Genomic DNA, 14,649 nt, shown 5'->3' with positions numbered 1-14,649 from the left:
TAACCTAAACTAACTTCAACTCTTATTATCTAACCGTGTTAAAAAGCACATTTCAAGCGTTAAATTTCATGAAAAATAATTGGTACGTTTAGTGTTTTTTTTTGATAAACAAAACATACCAATTGGCCGAAAATCGTCAAAAATAATTTATTCGAATTTTAAGTGTGATTGAAGTCTCTTTTTATCCCATTGGCTTTAAATAAGTTATCGATATGATTACTGGAGTTAAATATATCCCAGTAACAGGTGTAGTATGCAAATTGTTGAAAATAATGATGCTGTTATGAATAACTCTAAGTCATCGTCTAAAAAGAAAAATTTCAAAGAAAATATACAGTTATTAGTCTCTGCTCTTGGTGGTGAAGACAATATTGTGAGCATTACTCACTGCATGACTCGTTTACGATTCAAACTGGCAGACGAGGCTCAAGCAAACGAAGACGCTATTAAACAGATCGCTGGCGTGAAAGGTGTGGTACTACAACAAGGCCAAACCCAAGTCATTATTGGCGTCGAAGTCGAACAATGGTTCAACGCACTGTCTAACAAGCAACAGGCAGAATCAACAGTTGGTGATGAGCTAGAGAAAGGAAAACTATTCCAAGGCGTGATGCGCATTGTCGCAGGCATCTTTGGCCCTGTCGTTCCTGCCATTGCGGGCGCTGGTATGTTGATGGGCCTGCTCTCAGGGCTTATCGCAACCAACGTTATCTCTGAAAGCTCAGACACGGTTTATTTCTTCCGCTCAATCTCTGTTGCTGTGTTCTTCTTCTTACCTATGTTGGTCTCTTTCTCAGCAGCCAAGGTCTTTAAAGTAAACGAGTACATTGCGCTGGCGGTCTCTTCAGCGATGTTGGCACCCAAACTAGTCGATAAAGCAGTGCTACTCAAAGATGCTGGCGCGGCTCCAGAGCTGACGGTGTTAGGCGTTGTCCCTATTGAATTGCTTAACTACGGCGGTGCGATTGTTCCTGCTATTTTAGCAATCTGGTTATTGTCTAAAGTGACTCCGTTAGTTGATCGTCTAGTACCCTCTTCTGCTAAACCAGTATTTACGCCACTGCTAGCGTTTACGGTGACTTCTACCATCACGCTATCATTTGTTGGCCCTGCTGGTATCTGGCTGAGTAATGGCGCAGGTTGGGTAATGAGCTCACTACTGGAGATCTCTCCAACGTTAACAGGTTTTGTTTTTGGTCTGACTCGCCCGATCACGATTGTGTTTGGTATCCACCACAGCATGACACCAATCAGCCTGAACAACTTTGCACTGTATGGTAAGGATTTACTGATGCCAATCATGTGTTTAGGTAACATGGCAATTGCTGGTGCGACAATGGCAATCTGGCACAAGCAACGCAAAACGGTTTCGAAAGAGCAATCTTCAATTACGATGGGCTCAAGTGTTACGGCTATCTTAGGCATCACGGAACCGGCTCTATTTGGCGTCCTAACCAAATACACCAAAGCCATGATGACCGCGAGTTTGGCGGCAGGTGTGTTCGGTGCTATCTCGGTAACGATCGATACCCATTTAACCAGCTATATTCTTTCTTCTGTATTCAGCCTTCCAGCTTACCTTGCAGGCGGCACACAGAACTTTATCCAAGCGATTATGGGTGTGGTTGGTGTGTTTGTACTGTCTTACGTATTAACACTGTTATTCGTAAAGCTAGACAACAAGTAACACTTCTTCCCAACCTAATGGGAACAGAATCAACGTGGCTACCTTCCTTATAGCCACGTTCCATCATTTATACCTAGTAATACCAATCTTTCTGTAAGGGCACACTATGAGCCACATCGCGATTATCGGCGAGTGCATGATTGAACTGAACGGCGCTCCATTCGGTGCCATGCAACAAACCTATGGTGGAGATACGCTCAACGCCGCTATTTACTTGAACCGAAGTGCCACCAGCTATTCAAGCTCAACAGGTGCTTCTATGATTCGTACCAGTTACGTCACGGCTCTTGGGGCTGATTCCATTAGCCAACAGATGCGAGAGCGTTGGCAAGATGAAGGACTATCAACAGATCTTGTGCTTATCGACGAGCAGCGCTCGCCAGGCCTGTATTTGATTCAGCTCGACGATGTAGGCGAACGCACATTTCTGTATTGGCGTAATGACTCCGCGGCTCGCTACATCGTACAGCACCCATATTTCGACAAAATAACCGCCCAGCTTGAAGATGTTGATATGGTGTTTTTGAGCGGTATTTCTCTCGCAATATTGCCACATGACGATCAACTCAAGTTACTCACTATCATCCAAGACCTGCGTGAACGTGGCGTAACCATCGCCTTTGATAGTAATTACCGACCAAAGTTATGGGATTCAGAAAGCACGACCAAAGAGTGTTATAGATTAGGTTATCAAACCACTGATATCGCCTTGGTTACCTTTGATGATGAACAGCAACTCTGGGACGACCAAACACCTCAAGACACAATCGACCGACTGCATAAACTGGGTGTCAAAACCATCATTGTTAAACTCGGTGCTGAAGGCTGTTTGGTGAGTGAATCTCCAGCTCAAACACCAAACCTAATTGAAACCACACCAGTTGAAACTGTGGTTGATAGCACTTCAGCAGGAGACTCTTTTAACGGTGGTTTCTTATCTTGTTATCTGGCTGGAGGTTCTGTTGTAGAAGCCTGCCAACAAGGTAATGCACTAGCGAGACTAGTGATTCAGCACCACGGTGCGATTATTCCAAAAACCATCACAGACACTCTTTCAAACCCTATTAAGAAGTAAACCATGCCTACAATTAATGACCAATTAAAAGCACTTAAAGTTATCCCAGTTATCGCGATTGATAACGCAGAAGATATTATTCCACTCGGTAAAGTCTTGGCTGAAAATGGGCTGCCAGCATCAGAAATTACGTTCCGTTCAGATGCCGCTGTTGAAGCGATTCGACTGCTGCGAGAAGCCCAACCTGACATGCTGATTGGTGCTGGAACGATTTTAAACGGTGAGCAAGCACTCGCTGCTAAAGAAGCGGGCGCAACATTCGTGGTTTCCCCTGGTTTTAATCCAAATACAGTAAGAACGTGCCAAGAAATCGGCATCGATATTGTTCCTGGTGTGAACAACCCAAGCACGGTTGAAGCGGCATTAGAGATGGGACTAACGACTCTCAAATTCTTCCCTGCAGAAGCCTCTGGTGGACTCAGCATGGTGAAATCGCTCGTTGGGCCATACAGCGATATTCGACTCATGCCTACTGGCGGTATCACGCCATCAAACATTGGTAACTACCTAGCCGTTCCTCAAGTATTAGCATGTGGTGGCACTTGGATGGTGGATAAGAAGTTAGTCGAAAACAAAGAGTGGGATGAGATCGCTCGCCTAACACGAGAGATTGTTGAGCAGGTTAATCGCTAAGCACATAAGTAGCTGATCTAAACTGTTCGCAGATTTGGAAATGCGTTACGTACAAAAGAGCGAGGGGTGGCCTCTCGCTCTTTTTGTTCCAACCCAGAAATTATCCACCAGCCCCTTGATTAAGTAACCAATAGCTCACTGGATTATCAGGACACTGATAAGGCCCGCACTCTACAAATGTGGCAATCGCATTTAATGCCACGACGACAATCGCCAGTAGACACGCGATGCGCCCAAAGTTGGTCATTTTGTAGGGTTCGTGAGACTCCGCTTTATTGGTTAGTATCAAGATCACGGCAACACCCAATATGGTCGCAGCGAACAACACAAAGGCCCAAGTGTAATAATGCATCCCAAATATCGGACTGCCATAGCCAGGAGTGCCTGGAATAACGTGCAGAGAGACTTGTCTTAACGATGTCGCCACACCATACAATGCACCAATTAGCACAATCCCATAGTGACGAGGTTGAGGCCCGTAAACCACATTCAGCATGAAGCCAAACGCGACCATCACAAAACCAATCCGTTGTAATAGACACAGTGGGCAAGGAAGTTCATTGAGGACAAACTGAAGAATAAAGCCGATCAACAAAACGGCTGTCATACCCAGTAAACCAAGCGTATTCAGGAGAGTTAACTGATTTCGATTCATGTTAGCTCCTTACAATAAGATCGATAGTGGATCAGTCGCATGGTGGTTAAACCAATACAAACCTAAGATCACTGAGCCAGCGAAAAAGCCATACGCGGCAGTCTTCTTACCGAAAAACCCGCACACCATCGCCACAAGTAACAATAAAAATAGTAAAGACATCATAAGAGGCATCCTCTCCTTATTTATCGAGTCCACTCATGGTGAACGTCATAAAAATATCCACACCTACGCCCTTAATCATGCAACTTCGGTAAATCTATGGATTACGGATTTAAAATCATCAACTTAATAGTTGTTAGTAACCTCTAAACTGTCAAGTTGGAAGCCAAAAGTTCATGGTCATACAACTTTATCGTCAGATAAGCTCATAAATAGGGTTTGCTACACTTATATCGCTCTGAAAACGTTTTGTTATTTTTGCTTTAGCGAGTCTCCGGAATTTGTTGACCACGACAAAGTGACTCCCATTGTGGCTAGGTAGCTTCATGAAAAAACACTTCAATCTATTGATATCAGCTCTCTCTTTTACCCTCCTTGCACTTCCAAATGCCAGTTCGGCCAACTATACGATTGTGTTACCAAGTCAGCATGAACAAGGGTTCAACTTGCAGGGAGCATCAGTTTCAGCCAACGATGTGGTTGATTGGGAGATCAGCAATAGCGACTTGGTGTTTGGGGCTTATGCAGATAAAAGTACTAATGAGAAAGCCAATACCACCGGCTATATGTACAACCAAAAATTAGAGCTCAATTCAGGGGAGTTGGAAAACGAAATAAGAAACATCGCAGAGCAAAATGGCTTCGATTATGAAGACTTCTTCTTACACTTCGCGGAAGACACCATTCTTGCAGAGCTAGACACTACACACGGTGAGAATACAATTTTAAACCGCAAGCCTATGCTCGTTGGCTATACAGTAGATGAAATGCATGCGGGATTTTCGCTTTATCAGCGACCGTCTTGGGATGCCGATGTGTTTGAACATTTTGAGCAAGGTGGGGCGCTCTATGTTTACCACTCAGAGCAATTCAACAGCTTAGCGTTTGAATTCTCACGCTACGCACAAGGCGGAAAATTTAGAATTGAATACCCTTCATCGATAGATGGTCAAGGGAGAGTCACTTGTTGGTCTAATGTAGCAATAACCAAAGACAACACACTCAACATGACCCAAAACCAATCGGTAAACTGGCGAGTACCTTCTGATTGGATGCGAGCGAACACTCACGATGGCAGCGGCCAGAGTTACGGTGGAGGCCAATACTTTGGGTCAACGTTTGTCCGTGATGGTGGGCGTTTGTATGTTGTCAGGGTACGCTGGCAAGGTAGTCAAGGTGATGTTCGACCTCGCCTAAATCGCATTCAATTAAAAGACAGTTTCCAAAAAATCGATGCCAAAGATCTCCCCACTTTGGCCACAAAATCGAATTCAAAATCACCCAGTGAAACTCAATCCCACCTTGAAACCAAATCTCAGCATAAAACCAAACCTTATAATGAAACAGGTCAATGGCGCAAGGTCCGTGGTTTTGACCAATCGGCCGATCTCAACCAAGACAATTATTTATCCCTTAATGAATATGAAAACAGGAACAACAAATCAGCCACCGCTCGATTTCGTTGGGAATCACGCGTCATTCCTTTTGGGCGAATGTGGGGGCCAAACTCATCATGGGCATTGACCAATCTTGCCAATCCCGATTTATTAAGATCTATACGAAGCTATTATACAAAGCACTGGGTACAACAAGGGCTCAATGGCGCATACAACGACGATACCAATAAGCTTTTAGGCAGCAATCAATTTGAGGTTTACTCAGGAGGAACAATCCAAGAGCTTGGTCTTGTCGTAGGGTCTGATGAAGCGGAGAAGCGATACAAAGAACAATTCGCAGACTTTCTCAAACAGTTATCAGCTAACGACGATACTCTTTCAATTGGTCTTAATATTGGAACGGCCAATCTTTATGGTCGAAACGGGCAATCACACTTAATGGACTCAGGAAACCTGTACTTTAGGGAGCACTACTTATTCCCCTCGACTGGCTTTAGTGGTTATGCCGGGGTGTCTAAGTTTTGGGATAACTCAGCACTCGCCTATGCGGATTCAAGCGTAATATATCAAGCCACCACGAGATTTGGCCGAGTCCAATATCTAGATAACAGCGAAGAAAATTGGCAACAAGATAAGTACTCAACACTCGCCATCTATTATCTCAATGACCATCCAACACACAGTTACTTTAATCAATGGAACAACAGCTATGTGTACGGGAGTAACAACACGACTGCAGATAATTTTTGGAAAGCGGGTATACCGAAAAACATCGCCTATCAGCCGACAGGGTTGCTCAAAGTCGATCTTGGACCACCTTCAAATCATATACCAAAAGGCTTTCAACCTATCCCGTTCATGCTCTCAACAAGCACACCAAAGCCAGCTGACTACACGATTGTGGGCGACTCTTCCCAAGATCAAGTCACTCATGCCGACCTACCCAATGGCGAGGTTTCATTATTGCCAACCTACACCTACTTTCTTTATCAATCAGATGAAAACATCGTAGAAAACGGTCCAAAAGACATGGTACTCGCGAGAGAGTTTGAACACGGTCGAGTGCTCTATCGCACGGACTTTTACGGGAAGAATGTTGATTTTTACGCGGCACCCAAAATCAATATTCAGTTAGAAAAACCGATGAAGCCTGTCGATGCTAATGGCAAGGTTGGTGAGTATGTCGATGAAGTACAAATCGGCGGCTACCAAGGTCTATTTTTGCTTTACTGATCGTATGGACTGGTTTGAAACCTTCGGCATGACACCGTCCCATCTTGAGTCATACGCAAACACTGGTTGTGTTATTCCTCAAGGTTAGGCCAGTGCCTAGACGCTCAGTCACTCACTCAGTCACCATCACTTTAAGCTGTCAGCCACTGTTAATGGCCTTTTACCGTCACATGCCCCTTTCTCAAGATCATACAACGGACTGGCGCCGTGGCTGGACCAGCGATGGTCGTCTCTTGCCAATTTCCGGTATTGGGTAGGAGTGACGCCAATGTATGTCTGGAAGGTTTCATAGAATCGACTGCTAGAATTGAAACCCGCAGTCAACGAGATATCAAGAATCGTTCTATCCGTGTCACTCAACAAAGCTCTAGCATGATTGATTCGCATAGCAGTGATGTACTGTTTAATGGTCATCTGCATAGTCCGCTGGAACACATTCATCGCATAATTGGTGTGTAAGCCAATATGCTCTGCAATATCTTTAATCGTTAGCGGTTGGTTGTGATGAGTCGCGATGTATTCCAGCATTTGACTCACATAGAATTGAGAATGCTTGGACACTCCTTTTGTTGTCGATCTATCTTGTCGATTCACCAGCAGTTGTTGCCAACCGTCAAGACAGATCCGCTTAAGCATCGAGCCAATTTCATCGACCGCCAATTGCTGCCGACTCTCAGACGAATGCTTCATCTCTTGCTCCCAACGTGCAATTTCAAACTCACTAATCAACGAACAAGAGTTGGATTGAAGCACACACCCGTGAGTAATCTGATTGACAAGTTCTCGACTGAGTGGCCAAGACATAAAATGGTGAATGGGTATATTGATGATTCCCATATTGTGGCTTTTCCCTGGATTTGTCAGTCGATGAGGTACCGATGCCCAAAACAATCCAATCGCACCATTTTTTACCACTAACGGGCTGCCATTGATGATGTATTCAACGTCGCCACCAAATGGAATGTTTACCTCAATTTGACCATGCCAGTGATAACCCGGCATGGAGTGTGGAGGTCTGAGTTCAACATCAATTTTCTCGTAGGAAGAGTAGAGTGATAGCGGACTCACTGATACCGTTGCGGAGGAATACTTGTCTTGCGCGACAATTTTCAGCGTATCTGGGTCAGATTGAGACATCTATCACTCCTTAGGAAATCGTATAACTGACTTTCTAACAGTTCACCGTACAGAAAACTCAGAAGAAGATCATAAAGACGGAATACCCCATTTAGTAAGATCGATAAGGTGGGATTAAAATCAACATCTTAACTTCAAATCTCGTTCCGCTTTAGGAAGACTATCCCCAAAACTGACTAAGTTATCCTGTTTCCTAAGATTTCCTTTCTTCGAGTTATAAATATTAGGAAACAGAACTGCTATTGATTTATCTGAGACGAATCCTCCCTCATTCAAGGTGTAAGTTATCTTCAACGAATTAAAGAAGGTAAAGGATTCAACTATGAAAAACCCTAAAATCACATTCATCGGTGCAGGCTCCACCATTTTTGTCAAAAATATCCTTGGGGATGTTTTCTACCGCTCCGCATTAAAGAACGCTCATGTGGCTTTGATGGATATTGATGAACTTCGATTGGAAGAATCCCACCTTGTGGTGAGCAAATTGATGGAATCATCAGGCGCGACAGGGTCTATATCGTGTCACCTAAACCAAAAAGAAGCTTTGCAAGATGCCGACTTCGTTGTGATTGCCTTTCAAATTGGTGGCTATGAGCCATGTACAGTGACTGACTTTGAGGTATGTAAACAACATGGCCTTGAGCAAACCATCGCAGATACATTAGGCCCTGGCGGTATTATGCGTTCGCTTCGCACCATACCGCACCTGTGGAGTGTCTGTGAAGATATGACCGAGGTTTGTCCGAACGCCACCATGCTTAACTACGTCAACCCAATGGCAATGAACACATGGGCAATGTACGAAAAGTATCCGCACATTAAACAAGTCGGTTTATGCCACTCAGTACAAGGTACCGCAGAAGAGTTAGCACGAGACCTAGACTTAGAGTATTCAGACCTTCGTTACACCTGCGCCGGCATTAACCATATGGCTTATTACCTCACTCTAGAGAAGAAAACCGAGCAAGGTGAATATGTCGATATCTACCCAGACCTACTAGAAGCATTTGAGAGTGGGAAAGCCCCGAAGCCTGGCATCCATCACAATGGCCGCTGCACAAATTTAGTTCGCTACGAGATGTTCAAAAAGTTGGGCTACTTTGTGACTGAGTCTTCTGAACATTTTTCGGAATACACCCCCTACTTTATCAAACCAAATCGCCCAGATTTAATTGAACGTTATAAAGTGCCACTTGATGAGTACCCTAAGCGCTGTGTCGAGCAAATTGCAGACTGGAAGCGCGACCTTCAAGAATTTAAAACCGCCGACAAAATTACCGTTGATGAGTCTCATGAGTACGCCAGTACCATCATGAATTCTATCTGGACAGGTACGCCGAGCGTTATCTACGGTAACGTAAAGAATGAAGCATTGATCGACAATTTACCGCAAGGCTGCTGTGTTGAGGTTGCTTGCTTGGTGGATGCGAATGGTGTTCAACCTATCAAGGCAGGGCGTCTACCTAACCACTTAGCCGCGTTAATGCAGACCAACATCAACGTACAAACTCTATTGACTGAAGCCATTCTGACCGAAAATCGCGACCGTATTTACCACGCAGCAATGCTAGACCCACATACTGCCGCGGTACTCGGACTGGAAGAAATTTATGCACTGGTCGATGACTTAATTGAAGCACATGAAGGTTGGTTACCGGAGTGGGTCAACCAATAATCTCATACGAATAAAAACAATAACGCATATAGCAACAACAGTGCGAACAATAACGTGAATATCAACGCCTTCTCACCGAGGAGGCGTAAGGAGTGGCAATGAGTATCTCTATGAACACCAAATTAAGCTATGGCTTTGGCGCATTTGGTAAAGACTTCGCAATCACCATCGTCTACATGTATCTGATGTTTTACTACACTGATGTCGTCGGTATTTCTGCCGCTACCGTCGGTACTATCTTCCTCGTCGCTCGAATTTGGGACGCGGTCAATGACCCCATCATGGGCTGGCTGGTCAACAATACGCGTACCCGTTGGGGGAAATTCAAACCTTGGATTTTAATCGGCACGCTCGCTAACTCTGTCGTCTTATTGATGGTGTTTAGCGCTCACTATATTGAAGGGCCGTGGCTCATCGCATACGCCGCTGTAACTTACATCCTTTGGGGCATGACTTACACGTTAATGGATATTCCTTTTTGGTCACTGGTTCCCACACTCACCCTAGACAAACGTGAACGTGAGGAGCTTGTGCCATACCCTCGTTTTTTTGCGAGCCTTGCCTGGATAGTAACCGCCGCTATTGCAATGCCGTTCGTCAACTATGTCGGTGGTGACGACAAAGGGTTTGGATTCCAAATATTCACGCTACTGTTGATTGCCTGTTTCTTAGTGTCGACGTTTATCACGCTGCGTAATGTTAAAGAACGCTATTCAACCGCGAACCTCGACGCCACACAGCCTGAAGAGAAGGTATCTCTGAAAAAGCTTTTATCACTTATTTACAAAAACGACCAACTGACCAGCGTTCTATGCATGGCACTGTCTTACAATTTGGCGACCAACATCATTACAGCTTTCGCGGTTTATTACTTCACCTATGTTGTAGGTAACGAAGAATTATTCCCTTACTACATGGCTTATGCAGGCATCGCAAACCTCATCACACTGGTGCTATTCCCTAAACTCGCAAAAATGTTCTCACGCCGTACTCTATGGGCTTGCGCTTCCACTTTCCCTATTTTAGGCAGTGCTGTTCTTATCTATGTTGGCATGTACGACAAGCAAAGTATTTTACTTATTTCAACGGCAGGTGTGTTCCTACAAATCGGTACCGCTCTGTTCTGGGTTCTTAACGTCATTATGGTGGCAGACACCGTCGACTATGGTGAATTTAAACTGGGCTCTCGTTGTGAAAGCATCGCCTACTCTGTGCAAACCTTAGTTGTGAAAGCAGGCTCTGCATTTGCAGCATTTTTTATCGGAATCTCGCTCACTGCCGTCGACTATGTACCTAATGTAGTGCAAAGCCCCGAAACCGTATTTGGCATGCAATGCATCATGGTGGGATTACCCGCGTTCTTTTTCGCTATCGCTTTAATCATCTACTTCCGCTTCTATAAACTGAACGGGGCGTATCACCAACAGATTCAAGATCACCTCACTGAAAAGTATGACCACATCACCAATGATGGCTCAAGCAAAGACGAAAACCACAAGCCAGCAGAACCGGTACAAGCAACATAAGTCGTAGAGCAACGTCAATGTTGGTATTAACCCTCATTGACGTTCATACCCACAACTCTCCAACCTCACTAGCCTTTCAACTTCCAATAAAAGAGAACAGTATGAAACTCAAAGTCCTTGCTTCTGCCGTCACTTTCTCCCTTATGTTATCTGCTGGAGCAAACGCACAAAAAAACGACAACATTCTTACTAACCCTATCTTTGAAAACAAAGGATTAGGGTGGAATTATTGGTTTTCTAATATCAAAGACGACGTCACTCATAAAGGTGAGTACCGAGGTCGTATCGCTCAAGGTAAGAATCACCACATTAGTCAAATAGTGACGATTCCTGAGACGGGCTATTACGATTTATCCGCTTACTTTGTGAGCCCTTCTAACGATGCCACACTTGCGATGACTAACCTCACCGATCAAGTATTGGTGAGTGAACACATTAAGCCGAGTACCAAGTACAAGCGAAAAAATTTGAAACACATCCCGTTAGAAAAAGGCGAACAGCTAAAAGTCTGGTTCTCAGGTTCTGCTCAAGGTGGCGTCAGTGTAGACAACGTTGCATTAATAAAAAGTAATAAAAACAAACCCCTAAATTTCAACCAAATCATTCAGTTCTCAGCTCAAGAACAAGTCGGAGTCACTAGCGTCAATAAAATTTCTAGGGATATAAAGTTCCAGGTCCCATTCGGCACAGATCTAACCGCATTAACGATTGAGAACATCCTAATATCTGAAAACAGCTACTCGTCTATCAACACAGGCGATGTGATCGATTTCCGTCACCCTGTACAAGTCGCAGTGATAGATGACAACAATAAAGAACAGCTGTGGACGCTCACCGCTATCGAAAAAGAAAAGCAAGTGGTGGTCACCTCTTCGAATACTAAGCTCCAAGACTCTTTCGAATGGGCGATAGAGAAAACTCAACGCTTCGTAATGACAGGTCAACATGACCTCGTGAATCGGGATGAATACAATAATGATGGTGATGGCAGCGCAGATTACATTCCATCTTATTGGGCGGGCTATTTTGACCGAACCGCTTTTTACTCGAGAGACTTCTTACACCAAGCAAGTGGCGCAAAAATCGCAGGGCTTGAACCAGAAAACTTCTCAATGTTCAAAACATTCGCCAAGCATTCAACGGAATCAAGAAAGTGGTACACACTATGGGCCATTAATTTCGATGGGACGCCACATACTATTGATTATGATGACGACAATTGGTTTGTTCGTGAAGTGCCAGCACAGTTCGAATTTGTTGAAAAGGCATGGAAGCAATATCAATGGACAGGGGACAAACGCTATATAGAAGATGATGATCTCTGGCAGTTTTACACCAAAGTACTCACCGATTACATTGAGCTACATGATGACCAAGATCCTAACGGAATCGCTGAAGGTTATGGCGGTATTTTTGAAGGATCGGCCACGTACAACGAACGAGGCGAGTTTCCAATTGAAGCTGGCGACGGAATTGGTTCTCAATACCAAGCTACGCTCGCTTACTCAGCAATGCTAGAAGCACGTGAGGAATACAGTGAGGCAACACTATGGCGAGAAAAAGCCCAAGAGCTTAAGCGTTACTTTAATGAAGACTGGAGCATCGTAGATCCAAATAAACCACTAGAGAACTACGTTAACATTGTTCAAAAAGATGGGCTGCGCCTAAACGATTTTGGTAAAGAAAATAGTTGGTTCATGCCGATGAAACTCATCACTGAACCTGGAGAAAGAAACAACAGGTATCTTGATTTCATTGCTAACAATTTAGGTAATGGCATTGGTAGCACGCCAGAGGCACCCAACAATATTGAAGCCTACACCTACATTCCTGAAACCTACTTTCCATATAATCGCAATGCCGAAGCATGGAAGTGGATGCAATACATAATGGACACTAAAGATGAGCCACACGAACGTCCAACTCAAGGAACCAATGGTGACTACCCAGAAATATCCTTTACATTCATTTCGAATACGATTGAAGGCTTAATGGGCATAAAACCAAACGCCGCAGAGCACCGAGTGACGACAGCTTCTCATCTCACCAGTGACATAGAATGGTTAAGTGTGGATCAGTTACCAATGGGTGAACATGAGCTAACCCTACGTCATGATGGGCTCACGAAGTCAACGCTGACCAACCGTTCTGAGTATGCACTTGAATGGGAGGCATGGTTCTATGGCGATTACCCAACGTTAATCGTAGATGGCCAAGCCATCCGTAGTCAAAAGAAACAGGTGAACGGGCAACAAGTCAGCTATGTGATTGTACCCATAGCGAAAAACTCAACTCGAGTTATTGAAAAGTAGCGCTTAAAACAAAGCCTAGCGAATAACCGCTAGGCTTCTTAGTTCAAATGCCTGACTGAGTAACAGCCTAAAAAGAAGCTTAGGCATACTTGTTTAGCTAAGGTTATTTTAATGGGTCATTATCAGGCAATGCCTTGTGTATCCATAACGCCAAACGTTTTTTAATGTTAGCCCCATCGAGCTTACTTTCTGGAAGAGGCGTAATCTGATTCACTTCGACTAGAAATAAGTACACTGATTTAATTTTTATAGGTTGAGATGAGTGCGGCAAATCAAAACCTTGTAATTTTGCCATTTTAAAACCGACTTCCAACGCCTTCTTGACCAACTTATCTTCATTAATGATCTTCGCGGTTTTCGACATATCATCTCCATCATCTTTATCGAATGAATACTGAGTATATCAAACAGAATTGCGAACGAGATTACCGCGATCTCAAATCAAAAAATCTCTTTGATAAATAACATAAAACGCATCACAGACTAAAAACTCATTCTAATTACATAGACATTGACGAGACAAATAATGATAAGCAAACGGTCTCTTAATAGAACACTCAGTAAATGAGATCTTCAGTCAAGAAACCAAAAATCGAACAATTTTTGACTTATCATTTTCAAGGATACGGAATACTATGCCTCTCATATAGGTGCTAAGCATTCTATCAACAAGTAATAACTTTATGTTATTTAACCAGTTTTATACTAGAACGACTTAGATCATATTTACGGGCACCTGTAACCAAAACTTATTTACAAAATACTCATTAAGAAAATAGAATAAATCCACTAATTTTATACTGGTGTTAAAAATGCGTTACCTATGGGCTTCATTCTGTCATAAAAACCCTGTTCCCGGACGAATCGTTCATATCCTTATTATGTTGATAGCGTTAGCTTCTATCGTCTTGCCACTAATTTCCAAAGATGCCACAACCATCATCGCCTCACTGTGTGTCGCGCTTGTATGTTTTGTACTGTTTGTGTTCTTTGCGCTAGCCGACAAAATGCGTTCAGGTATGCATTAATCAGCCCTATATTCGCCAGCATTCTCTTTTCTAAACTTCATTATAAAATGCATGCGACCAAATACGGAAAAGCCCAAAGTTATTAGCTTTGGGCTTTTCTTCTAGCGACTGTGGTTGATTACAACCGAG

Annotated in this window: 12 protein-coding genes; 8 read left to right on the top strand and 4 right to left on the bottom strand. The window is 43.7% G+C overall.

Annotated features, from left to right (window positions below; all coding sequences use genetic code 11):
* Positions 1-253 precede the first annotated feature (253 nt).
* The 3 genes from QUF19_RS20840 to QUF19_RS20830 all read left to right on the top strand — a co-directional run bounded on the left by QUF19_RS20840 (position 254) and on the right by QUF19_RS20830 (position 3,395).
* Positions 254-1,687, top strand: a complete 1,434-nt coding sequence (locus QUF19_RS20840; RefSeq protein WP_286302989.1) for a PTS transporter subunit EIIC — start codon at positions 254-256, stop codon at positions 1,685-1,687.
* A gap of 106 nt (positions 1,688-1,793) precedes the next feature.
* Positions 1,794-2,762, top strand: a complete 969-nt coding sequence (locus tag QUF19_RS20835) for a sugar kinase (RefSeq protein ID WP_286302987.1) — start codon at positions 1,794-1,796, stop codon at positions 2,760-2,762.
* A gap of 3 nt (positions 2,763-2,765) precedes the next feature.
* Positions 2,766-3,395 carry a bifunctional 4-hydroxy-2-oxoglutarate aldolase/2-dehydro-3-deoxy-phosphogluconate aldolase gene (locus tag QUF19_RS20830; RefSeq protein ID WP_286302985.1) on the top strand — a complete coding sequence of 210 codons (630 nt, stop codon included), beginning with the start codon at positions 2,766-2,768 and terminating at the stop codon, positions 3,393-3,395.
* Between the two features lie 100 nt (positions 3,396-3,495).
* On the opposite strand, the gene QUF19_RS20825 is transcribed toward QUF19_RS20830, so the two are convergent.
* Together QUF19_RS20825 and QUF19_RS20820 are read right to left on the bottom strand one after the other, a co-directional pair.
* Positions 3,496-4,050 (bottom strand): disulfide bond formation protein B, encoded by a 555-nt coding sequence (locus QUF19_RS20825; protein WP_286302982.1) that lies wholly within the window; start codon positions 4,048-4,050, stop codon positions 3,496-3,498.
* Between the two features lie 9 nt (positions 4,051-4,059).
* Positions 4,060-4,215 (bottom strand): DUF5993 family protein, encoded by a 156-nt coding sequence (locus tag QUF19_RS20820; RefSeq protein ID WP_017075701.1) that lies wholly within the window; start codon positions 4,213-4,215, stop codon positions 4,060-4,062.
* Between the two features lie 323 nt (positions 4,216-4,538).
* On the opposite strand from QUF19_RS20820, the gene QUF19_RS20815 reads away from it, so the two are divergent.
* Positions 4,539-6,842, top strand: a complete 2,304-nt coding sequence (locus QUF19_RS20815) for a hypothetical protein (RefSeq protein ID WP_286302979.1) — start codon at positions 4,539-4,541, stop codon at positions 6,840-6,842.
* Positions 6,843-6,968: 126 nt separating this feature from the next.
* Here QUF19_RS20815 and melR read toward each other — a convergent pair whose 3' ends face one another.
* The gene (gene melR / locus QUF19_RS20810) at positions 6,969-7,979 is read right to left on the bottom strand and encodes a transcriptional regulator MelR (RefSeq protein ID WP_286302977.1); all 1,011 of its coding nucleotides are present in this window, start codon (positions 7,977-7,979) and stop codon (positions 6,969-6,971) included.
* 322 nt (positions 7,980-8,301) lie between these two features.
* Between melR and QUF19_RS20805 the strand changes: the two genes are divergently transcribed.
* The 3 genes from QUF19_RS20805 to QUF19_RS20795 all read left to right on the top strand — a co-directional run bounded on the left by QUF19_RS20805 (position 8,302) and on the right by QUF19_RS20795 (position 13,492).
* Positions 8,302-9,654 (top strand): alpha-glucosidase/alpha-galactosidase, encoded by a 1,353-nt coding sequence (locus QUF19_RS20805; RefSeq protein WP_286302975.1) that lies wholly within the window; start codon positions 8,302-8,304, stop codon positions 9,652-9,654.
* A 98-nt stretch (positions 9,655-9,752) separates the two neighbouring features.
* Complete coding sequence (melB, locus tag QUF19_RS20800) at positions 9,753-11,180, top strand: melibiose:sodium transporter MelB (RefSeq protein WP_286302973.1); 1,428 nt, start codon at positions 9,753-9,755, stop codon at positions 11,178-11,180.
* Positions 11,181-11,281: 101 nt separating this feature from the next.
* Positions 11,282-13,492, top strand: a complete 2,211-nt coding sequence (locus QUF19_RS20795; RefSeq protein ID WP_286302972.1) for an SGBP N-terminal domain-containing protein — start codon at positions 11,282-11,284, stop codon at positions 13,490-13,492.
* 103 nt (positions 13,493-13,595) lie between these two features.
* On the opposite strand, the gene QUF19_RS20790 is transcribed toward QUF19_RS20795, so the two are convergent.
* Positions 13,596-13,856, bottom strand: coding sequence for a DUF5062 family protein (locus QUF19_RS20790; RefSeq protein WP_054542576.1), 261 nt, complete (start codon positions 13,854-13,856; stop codon positions 13,596-13,598).
* A gap of 448 nt (positions 13,857-14,304) precedes the next feature.
* Between QUF19_RS20790 and QUF19_RS20785 the strand changes: the two genes are divergently transcribed.
* Positions 14,305-14,520 carry a hypothetical protein gene (locus tag QUF19_RS20785; protein WP_286302949.1) on the top strand — a complete coding sequence of 72 codons (216 nt, stop codon included), beginning with the start codon at positions 14,305-14,307 and terminating at the stop codon, positions 14,518-14,520.
* Positions 14,521-14,649: the final 129 nt, after the last annotated feature.

This window comes from Vibrio sp. FE10, assembly GCF_030297155.1.
Classification (GTDB): domain Bacteria; phylum Pseudomonadota; class Gammaproteobacteria; order Enterobacterales; family Vibrionaceae; genus Vibrio; species Vibrio apostichopi.
The sequence above is the reverse complement of the archived record's forward strand: the minus strand, read 5'-3'. Positions and strand labels throughout refer to the sequence as shown.